Here is a 17,770-nt window from a genome sequence, read left to right as displayed (position 1 = left end):
TCCTCCCTGACGCAGATGGGAAGGCCGGTGGACCGGCCCTCCCGCAATGGCATCACGCCATGTGCAGTTTGACGTATTCGAAGTCGCCCGGCTTGTTGTCGATGCCGATCTTCGGCGCCGAGATCCAGCTGGCGTATTTGCCGGGCTCGTAGCAGGGCACCATGAGCGACTGGATGAAGGCCCCGTCTTCCTTGGTGGGGATCCACTTGTGCTCGTTCGCGGCCCATTCCTCTTCCGAGATGATGTCGCCCTGCGGGTTTGCCTTGATCGCGGCGAACACGCCGATCTGACGGTGGAAGGCCTCGTGCGGCATCTCCAGCTGGAAATCGATCCCGGCTTTCTGCAGCAGCTTGTTCCAGCGCCCCACGCCGCCCGAGGCGTCGCGAATGTAGTCGTCGCGCAGGCGCATGTTGATCGCCGTCAGTGCCGGGACCTCCTCGGCCACGATCTTGCCGTCGACGACGTTGCGCACGATGTAGGTGTCGTTCTGCAACTTGTGGTCGTCGTCGATGCGCTGCTCCATGTAGCGGCCCTTGATGCCCGAGTTGAAGGCGTTGGCCGCGTTGGTGGAGACCTCCTGACCGAAGAGGTCGAGAGACAGCGAGTAGTGCAGGTTCAGCTTCTTCTGGATCGTCGGCAGGTCGATCACGCCGAGGTCGCGGACCCGGCCGATGTCGTAGGGATCGGTGATGCCGGCCTTGTTCATCGCATCGCAGGTCGCCTGCAAAACGCGGCCCACGCCGGTTTCACCCACGAACATGTGGTGCGCTTCCTCGGTCAGCATGAAGCGGCAGGTGCGCGAGAGCGGGTCGAAGCCCGATTGCGCGAGGCTTTCCAGCTGCATCTTGCCGTCACGGTCGGTGAAATAGGTGAACATGAAGAACGACAGCCAATCCGGCGTTTCCTCGTTGAAGGCGCCGAGCATGCGGGGCGCCTCGTCGGAACCGGAGGAGCGGCGCAGCAGGTCATCTGCCTCTTCGCGGCCATCCTTGCCGAAGTATTTCTGCAGCAGGTAGACCATCGCCCAGAGGTGACGGCCCTCCTCCACGTTGACCTGAAACAGGTTGCGCATGTCGTAGAGCGAGGGCGCCGTGAGGCCGAGGAACTTCTGCTGCTCGACCGAGCCCGGCTCGGTGTCGCCCTGGATCACGATCAGGCGCTTGAGCATGTTGCGGTATTCACCGGGCACTTCCTGCCACGCGGGCTTGCCGGCGTGCTCACCCATGGGAATGGTGCGGCCCTCGACCTGCGGCGCCAACAGAACGCCCCACCGGTATTCCGGCATCTTCACGTAGTCGAACTTGGCCCAACCCTTGGGGTCCACGCTGACGGCGGTGCGCAGGTAGACCATGCTTTCCTGAAAGTTCTGCGGGATCAGGTCATTCCACCAGTTGATGTAACCGGGGTGCCATTTCTCCAACGCCTTCAGAACCTTGCGGTCTTCGCTGAGGCCCACGTTGTTGGGGATCATCGTGTCGTAGGATACGTCGATTGCAGTCATCTTGCTTCTCCTCCTGAGCGCGAGCCTCGGCCCGGCCAATGTCTGTCGGTCTGGTCGCGGCCCGGGCCGAAAGCCCGGACGCGCTGCGGGTCAGTTCCCGCCGTCCTGTCCCGGCGGGTTACACCCGCTCCATGTTGTAATCGCCGCGCACACCGGTGCCGTAGCGCTGCAACGCGCCGTCCTCGCCGACCGCGTTGGGGCGGTTGAAGATCCAGTTCTGCCAGGCGGTGAGTCGCCCGAAGATCCGCGTCTCCATCGTCTCGGGGCCCGCGAAGCGCAGGTTGGCTTCCATGCCGGTCATCGCGTCGGGCGAGAAGCTGGCGCGCTCTTCCATGAAGATGCGAACTTCGTCTTCCCAGTCGATGTCGTCGAGGATCATCGTCACGAGGCCAAGCGCGTCCGCCGCTTCGGCGTCGAGGCTTTCACCGATGTTTTCCTGCGCCTTTTCGACCATCTCGGGGGTGCCGAGGAAACGGGTCTGCAGGCGGGTCAGGTCGTTGCCCATCGGATAGGGGCCGAAGTTGGAGGACGACAGCTTGATCGCCGCCTCGGGGCGGTTGTCGCCCTCGAATTCGCCTTCCATCATGTAGCTCCGGTCGACGGCGAAGAGCAGCTCGGCCAGCAGGCCCGCGAAGCAGGAGCCGTTCTCGACAAACGCCGCCAGCGAGCGCGAGGTCACGTCGACGCGCTTGAGCGTGCGCTTCCAGTACTGGCGCACCTCGTTGGCGAGCCAGTGGTCGCTGTCGGCGATCACCGCCTCGTGGGCGAGGAAGGCATCGGCATCACCCACCGTCTTGAAGATCCAGAGGCCGGTTTCCATCTCGTTCAACCGCAGGTGCAGGATCGCGTCCTCCAGCTCGCGGCAGAGCTTCAGCAGGTAGGCCTGATCGCCCTGGGCGTGGAAGGCCTCCATGTCGGCGGGGGCGTCTTCCTCGGGGCCCTTGAGGGTGATCGTGGCGCGGCGCGCGTCACGGTCCAGCTCGACTTCGACCAGATCGTACGTCACCGAGTTCTCGCCAATGGTGCGGTTGAGCGGACCGAAAGTGACACCCTCGGAGGCTTCCGGCTTATCGGAAGCGGTGGCGAATTCGCGGGCGCGCTCCTGCACCGTCTCGTCGAACTTGGAGTTGGCGATGACCTCGTCGACCAGCCGCCAGTCCTTCGCGCGCTTGCCCTTCACGCCCTCTTCGATCGAACAGAAGATGTCGGCGAGGTCACGGCGCACCTTGCGCTTGTCGGTCACGCGCGTCAGGCCGCCGGTGCCGGGCAGAACCGCCAGCAGCGGCACCTCGGGCAGACCCACGGAAGAGGTGCTGTCGTCGGTCAGCATGATGTGGTTGCAGGCCAGCGCCAGCTCATAGCCGCCGCCCGCGCAGGCGCCCTTCACGGCCGCGACGTATTTCTGGCCGCTCTCTTCTTCCGCCGCCTCGAAAGCGTTGCGGGTCTCGTTGGTGAACTTGCAGAAGTTGACCTTGTGGCTGTGCGCGGCGCCGCCCAACATGCGGATGTTGGCGCCGGCGCAGAAGACCTTGTCCTTGCCCGACTGCATCACCACGACCTTCACTTCCGGATGCTCGAACCGCATCCGCTGGACGATGTCGTTAAGCTCGATATCGACGCCCAGGTCGTAGGAGTTCAGTTTCAGCTGGTACCCATCGAACAGGCCGCCATCCTCATCGACATCCATGTAGAGGTTCGCCACCGGCCCCTCGTATTCCACGCGCCAATGACGGTAGCTGGATGGATTTGTTTGAAAATCGATCACCTTGCCCATGTGGGTGTCCTCCCTGGAAACTGTTGCCCACATCTTAGGGTGGGCGGATTGGTAAGTAAACTCATTATGGCACGATAGAGCAGAGTTAAATGTGATGTTTTTCAGCTCATTAGCATTTGACCCGGTAGGATCAGGTCACTTTATGCACTATAGATCATCACTCAATTCGCCCTCAAGGGAATCGATCTGCGCCACGATGTCAGCCGTCTCGATACCCATGATCACGCCGCCGGACGTCTCCTCCAGCAGCCCGCGCACGATAGCACAAAGCCGCAGCGCGGCCTTCGGTCTTTCCATGCGATGTTTGAGCCGGGCATTCGCCAACTGGATCAGCGCCTGCACGAACAATCGCGCGTCGCATTCTTCCGGAAGGATCATCCAGACCGGTTCCAGAACCTCGTGCGCCTCCCAGAAATACCCCTGCTCGAGGTAAGCGAGCCCGGTCTGGAAGGCGTCCGTTTCAGCCAGCGCCCGCGCATCCATTCCCGGTTGCGCAGTGTCGCGGATCGCGTCGAAACAGCCCTCGGGATGGCGCGGCGTCTTGCCCGGCACATAGGCGTGCGTGGGGGTGAACACCGCGCGCGTCATTGCACGGGGGCTGCGCCCGCGGCTTCGATCTCGGTCAGACGCAGGCAATAGTCGGCCACGGCGCCGAGCACGGCGTCGGACTGTTCCAGAAACGGCGCGTGGCGGCAATCATCGAGCACCAGTACCTCCACCGGCGCGTAGCTGCGGCGCTCCATCACCTCGATCTGGGCCAGCGTACCGTATTGGTCCTCACGCCCCTGGATCGCCAGCACCGGCACCCGGATGTAATCCAGCACTTCCTCGACGTTCCACTTCTTGAAATCGGGATGCAGCCAGGCGTCGTTCCAGCCGCGAAACGCGTTGTCGGGATCGGCGTGGTATTTCGCCATCTTCGCCCGCAGATCGGTCGTCTCGAAGGCTGTCTTCGCGGCCGCAATCTCGGTCAGGCCCATGTCCTCGGTGAAGAAATGCGGCGCCATGGTGATGACGCCGCGCACCCGGTGATCCTGCACGCTCCCGGCATAGATCGCCGCGATCGTGGCGCCGTCGCTGTGCCCCAGAAGGACCGCGCGCACCACGCCGAGCGCGTCGAGCACCTCGGGCAAGACATCAACTGCCTCGCGGGTCATGTAGTCGAGCGGGCGCGGCAAGTCGGCCGGGTCCGATTGCCCGTACCCGGCGCGCGAATAGGCCACGACGCCGAAGCCGGTGGCCTCGGCCAGCCGCGCCGGGAAGTCCCGCCAAAGCGCCGTGCAGCCGAGCCCTTCGTGAAGCAGCACCAGCGTCGGCGCGTCAGCGGGCGCAGGCCCCCAACAGGCGTATTCCAACGCCTTGCCGCCGGCCAGCAACTGCCCGTTCGGAACCCAAGCCGCGCTCATGCCAGCTCGCGCAGCTTGAAGCGCTGGATCTTGCCCGTGGCGGTCTTCGGCAGGTCCTCCACGACCTCCACCCACCGGGGATATTTCCATTTGCCGATCTTGTCCTTGATGAAGCTCTTGAGACCGTCCAGCTCGAACGGCTCATCGGTGTTTTTCAGCACGATGAAGGCTTTGGGCTTCTCCAGATCATCACTGTCGCGGTGCGCGACAACGGCGGCTTCCAGCACGCAGGGATATTCCACCAGCGCCTGCTCGATCTCGAAGGGGCTGACCCAGATACCCGAGACCTTGAACATGTCGTCGGTGCGGCCGCAGTAGATGTAGCGCCCGGCCTCGGTCAGCTCGTACTTGTCGCCGGTCCGCGTCCACTCTCCCTCGAAGGTGGTCCGCGTCTTCTGCCGCTGGTTCCAGTAATCCGCCGCAGAGGAGCCGCCGCGCACCAGCAATTCGCCCACACCGCCCGCAGGCACATCGTGGCCGTCCTCATCGACCAGACGGACCTCGTAGCCCGGTACGGCCGTGCCCGAGGTGCCGTATTCGACCTCTCCGGGGCGGTTCGACAGGAAGATATGCAGCATTTCGGTCGAGCCCACGCCGTCGAGGATATCGACACCCCAGAGCGCCTTCCACTTGCGTCCGATCTCGGCCGGCAACGCCTCACCGGCGGAGGTGCAGACCCGCAGCGGCGCCTTCGGGGCTGCGCCATCGGCCTCCCACTTGTGCAGCATGGCGGCGAAAAGCGTCGGCACGCCGTAGTAGATCGTTGGCTGATAGGTGGCGAGGATCTCGGACACGCTGTCGGGCGTCGGCCGCCCCTTGAACAGCAGGCTGGTGGCGCCAACCGACATGGGGAAGGACATGCCGTTGCCCAGACCATAGGCGAAGAAAAGCTTGGCGGCCGAGAACACGACGTCATCCTCGCGGATCGCCAGCACGTCGCGGCCGAAGGTGTCGCAGGTGACCTGCAGCGCGCCATGGACATGACGCACCCCCTTGGGCGCGCCGGTGGAACCGGACGAATAGAGCCAGAAGGCGACCTCGTCGGCGGAGGCAACGACCGCCTCGCGCGGCTCCGCGCCTTGCAGGAAGTCATCCCAGGAAATCGTGCCGTCGGGCGCCTCGCCGCCGATCACCACGATCTGGCGCAGATGGTCCGACGCCCGGACGGCGGGCAGGACCACGTCCAGCAACTCGGCCGACACGAAGGCAATTGCGGCGCGGCTGTCTTCGAGGATCGAGCGGTAGATATCTGTCGCCAGCAAGGTGTTGAGCGGCACCGGCAGCACGCCCGCCTTGATCGCGCCCCAGAACACCTGCGGAAATTCGATCTGATCGAGCACGAACATCGCCGCGCGCTCCTCGCGCATGATCCCCGCGCGGGCCAATGCGCCCGCCACGCGGGATGCGCTGTCGGCCAAGGCGCCGTAGGTCAGCTCGCGCCCGCCGTCCCATGCCTCGCGAAACGCGGGCTTGTCGCCGCGCCCCTCCTCCAGATGCCGATCAACAAACCAGTTTGCTGCATTTCCCGTCATAATGTGGCTTCCTCCCTGCCGCTTATGTGGTGTTATTTTCCGGTGAACTCGATCGCCCCGTCCGGAAGCAGGTATAGCACATAGGCGTCCCCTTCCGTGACCGTCGGATGGTGGTCCGAGCCGGGCGGGTAGACGTACCACCCCGGCGCGATGCCATCGAACTTCGGCGCGCCCTCAATGGGCATGATCGCGCCGATTTCACCTTTGGTATGAATGTGATGCGGGCCCGCGACGTCCTTCATGCGGACCACGTCGACACTGTAGCTGCCCGCCGCCTCTCCCGGCTTGATCGCTCGGCCGTACTTGATGCCACCGTGCTCACGCGCCATCAGCCAGCCCTCGGCCTCTCCTTCGGCACAGAGCGCGGCCAAGCGCTGAAAAGTCTCTCCCTCGGCGGGAAACTTCTGGTTCAGATCAGCGGCCATCGCGGCGTCGAGCGCCCTGCCCTCGAGGCCCGACGCGACCTTCGTCATCAGCTCGTGAAATTCCTGTTGCGACATCTGCGCCCTCCCTCGGCAAGAATCAGCTTTTAGTAAGCGTACATTCTAAATCGACCTCATGCAATTTATTGCGTCAGCCACCTTGCCCGCGCAACAATGTGCAAAATAATGCACGCTTGCCAAATGCCGCCCCCTCCGTATGTTTTTGCCATGAGCGACATTTACTCCATGCCCGGCCACCTGATCCGACGCCTGCACCAGATCTCGGTGTCGCTGTTTTCCGAGGGCATGAAATCCGCCGGGATCGACATGACCTCGCCGCAGTTTGCGGCCCTCGCGATCCTTGAGGAAAACCCCGGCATTGATCAGGCCACGCTCGCGGGGATGATCGCGCTGGACCGGCCGACCATCGGCGGCGTGATCGAACGCCTTGCCGCCAAGGGTCTGGTCGAACGCAAGACGAGCCCGACTGACCGACGCGCGAAATCCCTTGCGCTGACCCCGGCTGGCGCCGAGATGGTGCAGCGGATGCGGCCCGTCGTGGTGGAGACGCAATCCAGGGTTCTCGATGGGCTCAGCGAGGCCGAGAAGGAGAAGTTCATCTCTCTCGCCGAGAAGATCACCCTGCTGCACAACGACCGAAGCCGCGCGCCTCTTGTCATACGCAAGAAGAAAGAGGTCTCGCAGGTCTGACGCCGCCGCGGGATTGCTCTCGCGCAGGCAGCGTGCAAATGATGAGCATACAAATCATCTGACAGGAGGCCGCGCCATGGCAGACCCCATTCTGGTCGAGGACCACGACACCTGGTGTGAGATCACCCTGAACCGGCCGGACCGGCTGAACTCCTTCACGCCCGAGATGCACCTCGCCCTGCGAGACGCCTTGAACGGTGCGCGCGACAAACGCGCCGTGCTGCTGACCGGCGCCGGGCGCGGCTTTTGTGCAGGCCAGGACCTGGGCGACCGCGATCCGCGCAAGATGGACGGCCCGCCTGATCTGGGCGAGACGGTGCGAACCTACTGGGCGCCGCTGGTGCGCCAGATCCAGGCGTTGGAGATGCCGGTGATCTGCGCCGTGAACGGCGTGGCGGCGGGCGCGGGTTCCAGCGTGGCGCTGGCCTGCGACATGGTTCTGGCCGCCGAAAGCGCCAAGTTTATCCAGTCATTCTCGAAGGTTGGCCTGATCCCGGACACGGGCGGCAGTTGGCACCTCACCGCGATGTTGGGCCGCGCCCGCGCCATGGGTCTTGCGCTGACCGCCGAGCCGCTGAGCGCCGCGCAGGCCGCTGATTGGGGCCTGATCTGGAAGGCTCTGCCCGACGACGCGCTGATGGAGGAGGCCCGCGCGCTGGCCGAGAAGCTCTCCCACGGCCCGACCTTCGGCTACGCCCGCACCAAGGATGCGATCACCGCGGCGGCGACAAACACCCTCGACGCACACCTCGATTACGAGGCCGAGTTGATGAAGCTCTGCGGCGAGCATCCGGATTATGCCGAGGGCGTCTCGGCCTTCCTCGACAAGCGCGCCCCGAAGTTCTCGGGGTCGCGCTGAGGCTCTGGCGCGGCGACGCTATTCGCCGCCGCGCAGATCCAGGATATTGGCCATCAACCGGTAGGCGCCGGGCACGAGGTGCTCCAGCTGGTGATGCAGGTTCAGGGCCACGTGGGCGTGGCACCCCTGCCCGATCTCGCCCACGAGAAGCCCACCGTCGAGCGGTTGCTCATCGGGGTCCGCCATCCGTAAAAGCGGCGTATAGGCCGCGTCCCACGCCTTCGCGAAATAGAGCCCACGCTCCTTCTTCCAGCCGTTCCAATCCTCCGGCCCGATCGGGTTCGGACCGCTGAACACCCGATGCTCTGGTGCGAGCACGGTGACCTCCGCCTCCGCATCGGTGATCCGCCAGCGCAGCGAGGGCTGGCCGATCTCGATCATCGCGGGCGGCGTCGTGTCGGGCCGCCAGTTGTCCCACGGGCGGTGGTAGAGGGTCACCAGCGTGCCGCCATCCTTCACCCAGGCGTTCAGCGTGGCCACCACGGGCTGCAACGCGGGGCGGAAACGGTGGGCGAAAACACCGACGAGGATCGTGTCGAAGCCCGCGAAAGGCTCGGCGCGGGCGAGGTCGGCGTCGGAGAGGTCCGTGACCTCGATTCCCGCCGCCTGCAGCGCAGGCGCGATCCGGTCGTTGCCGGCGCCGATGTAGGCGATCCGTCCTCGCGGAAGCGCCACCTCGGCGAGCCGGAGCGAAAGCGTCGCGGGGCTGTGGGTGATGGTTGGGCGGATGTGCTCATGGGTGAGGACCTGCGCCTCGAAAGCCTGCTTGCCGTCCGCCTTCAACGGGAGATCATACATTCCTTCCAATGGGTTATCAGGCACCGTCAATGTGACCTCATCGCCCTCCCACCGCTGTTCAAACCCTTCGGGCAGATCGAACGCGCCACCCTTTGCATGCACCGACAGCGATACGTCGCGAGCGGGTTGGGAGAGGTTCAGGAACGCGCGCTTGCGCGACAGCGTGGCGCGCGGCTCAGGTAACACGAGGAGCGGCTCCTCCATCGGGACGGCGGCTGAAATCTCCGTGTCGTGGAGGCGGGCCACGACGCGGACAGCCGGCGCGCGCGGGCTGAGCGGGGCATAGGTGTCAGGGTACGGATCGGTCGGCGCGGCATCGGCGCTGACCTTGATGGAGTCGCCCGTGGCGGTCATGCCATCCGGCACCTCGAGGGAGACATCGACGCTCTCCGAAATCCCTTCACGGACCTCAAAGCTGATCGGCACCGAAGCTCCCGGCGAAACGGCGATCTGCTCCGGCCTCGCACGGACGCTGACGCCCGCGACAAGCTGCACGAGCCGCGCAAGCTGCTGGCGCTTACGGGTGACGCGGTGGCTGTGCTCCTCGGCCACCTTCCCATTCGTCAGAAGCTGGAAAGCCTCCGCCCCCAATCGGGCCATGGCGGCGAAGTTCGGGAAGGCGGCCAGCATCTCGTCAATCTTCGACTGCGCATCCGGCAAGCCGATATCGGCCAGCGTCTGCGGCAGGTTGTCGGTCACCGCACCAGCATCCTCGCCCACGCGGCTCCACGCCAGATGCAGTGGCCAGTCGCGCTCATCGCCGGGCGCGAACCACCGGCCCATGCCTTGGGTGCGGTGGAACTGCCGCGACCATTGGCCGATGCGCTCATAGCTCATCCCGAGCATCTCGTCGCCGCCCTTTGCCGCGACCGTCAGCGTCGCGGGCGGCGGAGGCACCTCGTCGTCATAGGCGCCGCCCGCGCCGGAGAAGGCGGGCAGATAGAGCTTGGAGACCTGCCAGACCGGCAGATCGCAGGGGAAGTCCGGATCGGCGGCGAGGTCGATGACGGCATGGGCCGCCTCGGTCATCGCGCGGTGGTGGCCGTGCTGGCCGGGAATATCGAGGAAGGTCGGGCAGAGGATGTCAGGGCGCTCGGTCCGCACGATCTCCACGAATCGCTGCAGAAGCCGCTCGCGGCCCCAGATTCCCATGGTTTCCTTGCCGGATTTGGAGAAGCGGAAATCGGTGATCGTGTCGTCGGGCGACTGGCCGTGCCAATACATCACCATGTCGAGCACGTCGCAGGCGCGCTCCATCTCGGCGGTGCGCAGCGCTCCCAAGGCCGGGCCCGCCTCGGTGCCGATGTCATTCTGCCCGCCCTCGCCCCGGGTCGAGCAGGCGTAGGAGAGGTTCACCCCGTCGCGCAGCCAGAGAGCGGCGAGCATGGCGCTGGTCTCATCATCGGGATGGGCGCCGGTGTTCATGAACCCCACGACAGAGCGCAGGCCCGCCATCGCCCGCCAGACCCGCGCGATGAGCGGATCGCCAGCTTCGGACAGAATGCGGGATTGGACGGCATTGGACATGGGTGCTTGATCCTATTGGGCGTCGACGAGACGCGGAGAAATTGCGGAATTGACCACCAGTGCCGCCGCCCCGAGGGTCGCGGCGCGCGGCCCCGCTTGACCCACGACAAGGCGCGGGCGGGCCCGGTCGGCACGGTTGGAAACGGAAAGCTCGGGCAGCGGGACACGGTCCACCAGCTCGGCCAGCAGCGGCGCGGGGAGCGCGCCGGTCATCACGATGGTCTCTGGGTCGAGCATGTTCTCGATCACCTGCACCGCTTGGCCAAGCGCCTCGGCGGCTGTGTCCAGCCACGTTGAAAGCGCAGCGGGGCGACCGTGATATTGCGTGGTGAGGTCGGCGACGGTGCGCGCGTCGATGCCGTCGGCGGCAAGTGCCCGCACAAGCGTCACGCGGCTGGCCTGCGATTCCAGCGAGCGTTGGCCCGCTGCCGTCACGACGGGGATGTGCCCGATCTCTCCGGCATTGCCGAACGCGCCCGAGAAAACCACGCCCTCGTGGACAAGCCCAAGGCCCACGCCGGCGCCGAAATAGAGGCAGGCGAAGGTGCCGAGCCCCTGCGCGGCCCCTAGGATACGCTCGGCCATGGCGGCGGCGTTGGCGTCGTTTTCCAGCTTGATTGCCACGCCAAGCGCATCGGCCAGCGCCGCTTCAGGGGCGACATCGCCCCATCCCGGCAGTTGCGTCGCCCGATCCGAGAGGCCCGTCTGCCCCACCGGGCCGGGCATCACCACGCCCGCGCCGATCACCGTGGCATGGTCTACACCGGCGCGCGCGCCAAGTTCCGGCAATTGCGCGATGATCGGCAGCACATCCTCGGGCCGCGCGGAGGGCAGCGCGATGCGCTCCTTGTGGAGAATCGGCCCGCCCAGATCGATCCATGCCGCGAGCACGGCGTCGGGCCGGATCTCGACCCCAAGCGCGGTGTGAGCGCCGCAGCGGATCGCGTAGGTGACTGCCGGAAGCCCGCGCTGACCCGCGCGGCGTCCGGTCTCTTCCACCCAACCTTCATCCAGCAAATGCGCGATGATATTGCTGACGGCCTGGGTGCTAAGCCCTGATGCGCGCGCGATTTCGGCGCGTCCGGCCTCTCCCTCGCGGTGCAAATGCCCGAGGACCAGACCGATGTTATAGGTCCTGCTACGTTCGGCGTTAGAGCCGGGAGGGAGAGGTTTGGAAACCATGACCAATCGAATAACTCAACTCACTTGATAACTCAACGGCCCTGCGCTAGCGTCACTCTCAAGGGCACCGTCCAGAGAATTCGGGCCTCCGACCAGATCAGCAACTCAGGGAGAGTTTCCAATGCTTCGCAGAACCCGGAACACGCTTGCCGTGCTCGCCACCTCCGCCGCCGCTCTGACGGCCGCGGGGGGCGCATCGGCGCAGGAACAAGTCACGATCGAATATTGGCAGTACTTCTTTGAAGCGCGCGTCGACGCGATGGAGCAGCTGATCGAGAATTTCGAGGCGGCCAACCCGAACATCAACGTCGAGATGACCCATTTCCCCTACGCCGACTACCGCACGCGGACCGCCGTGGCGGTGCCCTCGGGCGAAGGCCCTGACGTCGTGCAGCTCTTCTACGGCTGGCTGAACGACTACATCGACGCGGGCCTGATCCAGCCGCTGCCGACCGACCCGTTCTCGCCCGAGATGGTGGAGGCCGAGTTCTTCCCGATGGTGCAGGCGATGGAGCGCGATGGTCAGTATTACGCCCTGCCCACTGCCGTGCGCTCGCTGGCGCTGTTCTACAACGAGCGCCTGCTTGAAGAGGCGGGCGTCGAGGTGCCCACCACGCTGGATGAGCTTGTCGCCGCCGCCGAGGCCACGACCGAGCGTGACGGTGCGGGCAACATCACGCAGGTGGGTTTCACCTCCGGCATGACGGCGCAGGACCACCATTGGTTCCGCGAAGTGCTGGTGCGCCAGTTTGGCGGAGAACCCTATACCGATGGCTACCGCAACGTGAACTACGACACCGAAGCCGGACGCGCCGCGCTCGACTTCTACCTCGGGCTGGAGGAACAGGGCGTCACGCAGTCGGGCTTCATGGACGAGCCCCAGGCCGCCTTCCGCTCGGGCCGCGCGGCCTTCCACATCGACGGCTCGTTCCGCATCGGCGCGCTTGAAGGCGAGCGCGGCTTGCGGTGGGGCGTGACGGAACTGCCCGCCAACAACGATGGCGAGCGCTCCAACTATTCCTCCTACTGGGTGAACGCGATCACCTCCTCGGCAGAGGGTCCGGAATACGAAGCCTCCGTGGCCTTCATGGAGTACATCACCTCGCCCGAGGCGATGGAAATCTGGCTGGAGACGGTGGGCGAGCTGCCCGCCCGCTCGGCCGTGGGCATGACCGAAGAGAACGCCAACGACCCGGTCTTCGGGCCCTTCATCCGCGGGCTGGAATACGCCCACACCACGATCTTCGCCGACGAATCCGCACAGCGCCAGGTTCTGGTCGACATGGTGGAGCGGGTGCAGCTGCAGGACATGGACCCGGGCGAGAGCCTGACCATGGCAGCCGAGGCCGAACAGGCGCTGCTTGACGACTTCCACGGCGAATAAATCTCCGTGACACTTCCCTGACGCCGGGCGATGCTGTCGCCCGGTGTCTTTCTTTCCCCTTCCGATTTCCACCCAGAGGCTCTCCATGGCGCACTCTCCATCCCCTGCCCCAAGCACTGCCCCGGTGAGCACACCGGCGCCGGCGGCGGGCGGGCTGACGATCATGCAGAAGCGCACGCTCTGGGCGTGGGGCTTCCTCTCCGTGCCGATCCTCTTCTACGTGGTGATCCGCTTCTACCCGACCGGCAACGCCATGGTGCTGTCGTTCCAGGAATGGAACCTCCTGGGCGAGCGGACATGGGCCGGGCTGGAGAACTACCGCGTCCTGCTCTGGGATCCGGTCTTCTGGCAGGTGTTCCGCAACACCTTCATGTATCTGCTTCTGGGCACGCCAATCAGCCTCGTGCTGGCTTTCTTCGTGGCCTATCACCTCGATCAGGTGCGCTTCATGCACGGGACCATCCGGGCGCTCTACTTCGTGCCCTTCATGACCTCTGCCGTGGCCATGGCATGGGTCTGGCGCTGGTTTTACCAGGACGTGCCCATCGGCCTTTTCAACAATGCGCTGGCTTCCATCGGCATACCGCAGATCGATTTTCTCGACAGCACCACCAACGCCCTGCCCTCGATCCTTGCGCCCGCAATCTGGGCGGGTCTGGGCTTCCAGATCATCATCTTCATGGCCGGGCTGCGCGCCATTCCGCGCTCGTTCTACGAGGCGGCCAAGATCGACGGCGTTTCCACCTGGACCGTGCTGTGGGAGATCACCCTGCCGCTTCTGCGCCCCACGATCGTTTTCGTGGTCGTTCTGTCCTCCATCGGTTTCCTGCGGATCTTCGATCACGTCTTCAACATGACCTCCGCCAACCCCGGCGGGCCTTTGAACACCACCAAACCGCTGGTGCTGATGATCTACCAGACCGCCTTCGACAGCTACGACATGGGCTATGCCGCGGCGCAAACCGTCATCCTGTTCCTGATCCTGCTGGTCGTCAGCCTGATCCAACTGCGCCTGCTGAGAGATCGTTGAGCCATGACCACTGCTGATGACCTGACAATCCGCCCTTCCTCCGAGGCTCTTCTCAAGGCGCCCGCGCCGCCCAAGCGCCGCAACATGGGCCAGTTGATCCGCTGGATCCTGCTGTTCGCGGGCGGCATCCTGATGGTGATGCCGCTGGCCTACATGATCTCCACCTCGCTGAAATGGCCCTGGGAGGTCTACGAGATCGGCCTGATCCCGGAAGAGCCGACGATCGAAAACTATACCTACGTGCTTGAAGACGGGCGCTTTTTCAGCTGGTTTATCAACTCGACCGTCATTGCCGCGATCACAACCATCTCGGCGCTCTTCTTCGACAGCCTCGTGGGCTACACGCTGTGCAAGTTCCGCTTCCGCGGGCGCTATATCGTCTTCATCGCGATCCTCTCGACCCTGATGATCCCGACCGAGATGCTGGTGATCCCCTGGTACATGATGAGCCAATCGCTTGGCTGGCTGGACACCTACTGGGGCATCATGTTCCCCGGCCTGATGACGGCCTTCGGCGTCTTCCTGATGAAGCAGTTCTTCGAGACGGTGCCTGACGACTTCCTCGAAGCGGCGCGGATCGACGGGCTGAACGAGCTGCAGATCTGGTGGCAGGTCGCGATGCCGATGGTCCGCCCGGCCCTCGCGGCGCTAGCGATCTTCATCTTCCTCGGCAACTGGACGGCCTTCCTCTGGCCGCTGATCGTCACCACCTCGCCCGAGCTCTACACGTTGCCGGTGGGGCTCTCGTCCTTCGGCGACGAGGCCGATGTGGCGTGGGAGCTGATCATGACCGGCGCGGCGATCTCGACCCTGCCGACGCTGATCTTCTTCCTGATCTTCCAGCGCTTCATCATCCGAGGTGTCGTCATGGCGGGGCTGAAGGGATGAGCGGAGAGACTGTCACGGCATCGGAGGCGCCGACGGATACCACGACCTTCCCCGATCCGACCTACCGCGACACGGTCCTCGCGCCGCTGTTCGAGGGGGTAAAGACCCACTTCGCCGATCATATGGATGCGATCAATCGCGCGCATCTCGTGATGTTGGTGGAGACCGGCATCCTGAGCCGCCAAGATGGCGCGGCCATCGCCAGAGCCTTGGCGGATATCGAGGTGAACGTCGACCGGCAAGCCCTTGAATATACCGGAGAACACGAGGATTGGTTCTTCCTTGTCGAGGCCAAATTGCGGGAACGTCTGGGCGATCTCGGTGGCGCACTGCACACCGCGCGCTCGCGCAACGACATGGACCACACCATGTTCAAGATGGCGCTGCGCGCCCGGGCGGAGGATGCCTTGCGGCGCATGAACGTCCTCGCGCAAGCCCTTCTGGAAAAAGCGAAATCCGAGCGTGATACGCTGATCGTGGCCTATACCCACGGGCAGCCCGCGCAGCCCTCGACCTTTGGCCATTACCTTTCAGCCGTTCTCGAGGTTCTGCTGGCCGATGCCAAACGGCTGGAGGCGGCCATTCTGCACGTCGACCATAGCCCGATGGGTGCGGCGGCAATCACCACCTCGGGCTTCCCGATTGACCGTGAGCGGATGGCAGAGCTCTTGGGTTTCGACGGCGTGCGGGTGAATGCCTATGGCTGCATCGCGGGCGTCGACTATGTCACCGGGCTCTACTCTGCCCTGAAGCTGCCAATGATCCACCTGGGTCGTGTGGTGCAGGACATGGCCTTCTGGTCGGCATTCGAGGTCGGGCAACTCCACGTCCCGCGCAGCCTCGTGCAGATCTCCTCGATCATGCCGCAGAAGCGCAACCCGGTCCCGATTGAGCACATGCGCCACCTTGCCTCCGTCGCCGCCGGGCGCTGCGACGCCGTGGTGAACACGATGCACAACACGCCGTTCACCGACATGAACGACAGCGAGGGCGAGGTGCAGCAAGCGGGCTACGGCGCCTTCGATCACGCGGGCCGGGTGCTGGATCTGCTGACCGCCTTCCTGCCTGCGTGCTCGATCAACGCCGAGCGCGTGGCGCGCACCACCGACGCGGCCTGCATCACCATCACCGAACTGGCTGACACCCTTGTGCGCGAGGATGGGTTGAGCTTCCGCCAAGCCCATGACGTGGCCGCCGAAACGGCCCGCGCGGTGATCGCTGCGGACCAACCACTCGGCGGCGGGTTCAAAGCCTTCTCGCAGGCCTTTGAAGCGTGCATCGGCAAGACCTCGTCGCTGGACGAGGCCGCCTTCAAGGAAGCCGTCGACGCACGCAGTTTCGTGAGCCGGCGCGACCGGACCGGTGGCCCGGCCCCTGCCGCGCTTGATGCCGCCTTCGACATTTACCAGTCAAAAATCAACGCCTTGCGCGATGATCTTGAAGCGCGTGTGACCCGCCGGTCCCGTGCTTCAGCCTCCCTTTCCACCGCCTTTGAAGCCCTCCTGAAAGACGCGCAATGACCGAACTGATCCTCACCGACCTCGTGAAGAAATACGGGGAGACCGAAGTCCTGCACGCGATCAATCTCACGGTGGAACCGGGCGAATTCCTTGTCCTCGTGGGTCCGTCCGGCTGCGGCAAATCCACGACCCTGCGCATGATCGCGGGACTGGAGGAGGTCTCTTCGGGCACCATCGAGATCGGCGGCCGGGTGGTGAACAATCTGGAGCCGAAAGAGCGCAATATCGCGATGGTTTTCCAGAACTACGCGATCTACCCCCATATGTCGGTGCGGCGGAACATCGGCTTCGGCCTGAAGACATCGAAGCTGTCGAAGGCGGATAAAGACAAGCGTATTGAGGAAGTTGCGGGCATCCTCGGGATGACGGACCTGCTGGAGCGCAAACCCTCGCAGCTTTCGGGCGGTCAGCGGCAGCGGGTGGCCATCGGACGTGCCATGGTGCGCGACCCGGCGGTGTTCCTCTTCGACGAGCCGCTCTCCAACCTCGACGCGCAGCTGCGCACCCAGATGCGGCTGGAGATCAAGAAGCTCCACGCGCAGATGGGGCGGATGATGGTTTTCGTGACCCATGATCAGGTCGAGGCGATGACCATGGCCGACCGGATCGTGATCATGAAGGACGGGCACATCCAGCAGATCGGCACCCCGGCCGAGGTCTACCACGCGCCCGCGAATACCTTCGTCGCGCAATTCATCGGTGCGCCGGCGATGAACCTTCTGACCGCCACGAGCACCGGCAGCGGAGCGACGCTGGTGAATGGCCACAACGTGGATTTGCCGGGCCTTTCGGTCCCCGCCGGCCAACCGGTGCATCTGGGCATCCGGCCCGAAGATCTCACGGCTGACGGCGAGACCTTCCTGACCGGCACCGTCTCCGTGGCGGAGCCTCTGGGCTCGGAAACGCTGGTCTATGTGGACGTGGATGGCGTCGAGATGACGGCTACCGCCTCGGGTCGCAACCCGCCCCGCGCGGGCGATGTGATCCACCTCGGCTTCCGCACCGACACCGTGCATCCGTTCGATGTGACGACCGGCGAGCGTCTGACGGCAGGCTAAGGGATCGCACCTCGGATCGGCGACGCCCGGGCGGCGCTTATCTGAAAAGCCGATGCCTAACATCAGAAATATTCGGTTTTCCTGATGCGCCTCCGGGTCCACCTTTGGGTCAATGCAAGACGGCCCGAGGCCCTTTGAGCAGCGCCCGAGCGCGCCGCGGTTTCCCTCCTCGAGCCCC

General features: G+C 64.8%; 15 protein-coding genes. 7 read left to right on the top strand and 8 right to left on the bottom strand.

Annotated elements, in window-relative coordinates; translation table 11 throughout:
* Window positions 1-52 precede the first annotated feature (52 nt).
* The 6 genes from boxB to KYE46_RS09660 all read right to left on the bottom strand — a co-directional run bounded on the left by boxB (window position 53) and on the right by KYE46_RS09660 (window position 6,713).
* A complete protein-coding gene (gene boxB, locus KYE46_RS09685; RefSeq protein ID WP_219000420.1) occupies window positions 53-1,501 on the bottom strand; it encodes a benzoyl-CoA 2,3-epoxidase subunit BoxB in 1,449 nt (482 codons plus the stop codon).
* 118 nt (window positions 1,502-1,619) lie between these two features.
* Window positions 1,620-3,275: a 2,3-epoxybenzoyl-CoA dihydrolase gene (gene boxC / locus KYE46_RS09680; RefSeq protein ID WP_219000419.1), complete on the bottom strand. Its 1,656-nt coding sequence runs from the start codon at window positions 3,273-3,275 to the stop codon at window positions 1,620-1,622.
* Between the two features lie 147 nt (window positions 3,276-3,422).
* A complete protein-coding gene (locus KYE46_RS09675) occupies window positions 3,423-3,863 on the bottom strand; it encodes a DUF309 domain-containing protein (protein ID WP_219000418.1) in 441 nt (146 codons plus the stop codon).
* Complete coding sequence (locus KYE46_RS09670; protein WP_219000417.1) at window positions 3,860-4,681, bottom strand: alpha/beta fold hydrolase; 822 nt, start codon at window positions 4,679-4,681, stop codon at window positions 3,860-3,862. The genes KYE46_RS09675 and KYE46_RS09670 overlap by 4 nt, the downstream gene beginning before the upstream one ends.
* Window positions 4,678-6,213 (bottom strand): benzoate-CoA ligase family protein, encoded by a 1,536-nt coding sequence (locus KYE46_RS09665; RefSeq protein WP_219000416.1) that lies wholly within the window; start codon window positions 6,211-6,213, stop codon window positions 4,678-4,680. Before KYE46_RS09665 ends, KYE46_RS09670 begins: the two co-directional genes overlap by 4 nt.
* 32 nt (window positions 6,214-6,245) lie before the next feature.
* Window positions 6,246-6,713 carry a 4-hydroxylaminobenzoate lyase gene (locus KYE46_RS09660; RefSeq protein ID WP_219000415.1) on the bottom strand — a complete coding sequence of 156 codons (468 nt, stop codon included), beginning with the start codon at window positions 6,711-6,713 and terminating at the stop codon, window positions 6,246-6,248.
* A 150-nt stretch (window positions 6,714-6,863) separates the two neighbouring features.
* On the opposite strand from KYE46_RS09660, the gene KYE46_RS09655 reads away from it, so the two are divergent.
* Both KYE46_RS09655 and paaG read left to right on the top strand, forming a co-directional pair.
* Window positions 6,864-7,346, top strand: a complete 483-nt coding sequence (locus KYE46_RS09655) for a MarR family winged helix-turn-helix transcriptional regulator (RefSeq protein WP_247716816.1) — start codon at window positions 6,864-6,866, stop codon at window positions 7,344-7,346.
* Window positions 7,347-7,422: 76 nt separating this feature from the next.
* Window positions 7,423-8,205: a 2-(1,2-epoxy-1,2-dihydrophenyl)acetyl-CoA isomerase PaaG gene (gene paaG / locus KYE46_RS09650; protein WP_219000414.1), complete on the top strand. Its 783-nt coding sequence runs from the start codon at window positions 7,423-7,425 to the stop codon at window positions 8,203-8,205.
* 18 nt (window positions 8,206-8,223) lie between these two features.
* Here paaG and KYE46_RS09645 read toward each other — a convergent pair whose 3' ends face one another.
* Window positions 8,224-10,530 carry a PIG-L family deacetylase gene (locus tag KYE46_RS09645; protein WP_219000413.1) on the bottom strand — a complete coding sequence of 769 codons (2,307 nt, stop codon included), beginning with the start codon at window positions 10,528-10,530 and terminating at the stop codon, window positions 8,224-8,226.
* Between the two features lie 12 nt (window positions 10,531-10,542).
* Window positions 10,543-11,712 carry an ROK family transcriptional regulator gene (locus KYE46_RS09640; protein WP_219000412.1) on the bottom strand — a complete coding sequence of 390 codons (1,170 nt, stop codon included), beginning with the start codon at window positions 11,710-11,712 and terminating at the stop codon, window positions 10,543-10,545.
* A 121-nt stretch (window positions 11,713-11,833) separates the two neighbouring features.
* Between KYE46_RS09640 and KYE46_RS09635 the strand changes: the two genes are divergently transcribed.
* The 5 genes from KYE46_RS09635 to KYE46_RS09615 all read left to right on the top strand — a co-directional run bounded on the left by KYE46_RS09635 (window position 11,834) and on the right by KYE46_RS09615 (window position 17,592).
* Window positions 11,834-13,096, top strand: a complete 1,263-nt coding sequence (locus KYE46_RS09635) for a sugar ABC transporter substrate-binding protein (protein ID WP_219000411.1) — start codon at window positions 11,834-11,836, stop codon at window positions 13,094-13,096.
* 124 nt (window positions 13,097-13,220) lie between these two features.
* Window positions 13,221-14,126 carry a carbohydrate ABC transporter permease gene (locus tag KYE46_RS09630; protein WP_247716815.1) on the top strand — a complete coding sequence of 302 codons (906 nt, stop codon included), beginning with the start codon at window positions 13,221-13,223 and terminating at the stop codon, window positions 14,124-14,126.
* Window positions 14,127-14,129: 3 nt separating this feature from the next.
* A complete protein-coding gene (locus tag KYE46_RS09625; RefSeq protein WP_219000410.1) occupies window positions 14,130-15,014 on the top strand; it encodes a carbohydrate ABC transporter permease in 885 nt (294 codons plus the stop codon).
* Window positions 15,011-16,534 carry an argininosuccinate lyase gene (argH, locus tag KYE46_RS09620; protein ID WP_219000409.1) on the top strand — a complete coding sequence of 508 codons (1,524 nt, stop codon included), beginning with the start codon at window positions 15,011-15,013 and terminating at the stop codon, window positions 16,532-16,534. Before KYE46_RS09625 ends, argH begins: the two co-directional genes overlap by 4 nt.
* Window positions 16,531-17,592, top strand: a complete 1,062-nt coding sequence (locus KYE46_RS09615; RefSeq protein ID WP_219000408.1) for an ABC transporter ATP-binding protein — start codon at window positions 16,531-16,533, stop codon at window positions 17,590-17,592. The genes argH and KYE46_RS09615 overlap by 4 nt, the downstream gene beginning before the upstream one ends.
* The last annotated feature ends 178 nt before the right edge of the window (window positions 17,593-17,770 follow it).

This window comes from Gymnodinialimonas ceratoperidinii, from assembly GCF_019297855.1.
In the GTDB taxonomy this organism is placed as follows: domain Bacteria; phylum Pseudomonadota; class Alphaproteobacteria; order Rhodobacterales; family Rhodobacteraceae; genus Gymnodinialimonas; species Gymnodinialimonas ceratoperidinii.
This window is presented reverse-complemented; position numbering and strand designations above follow the sequence as displayed.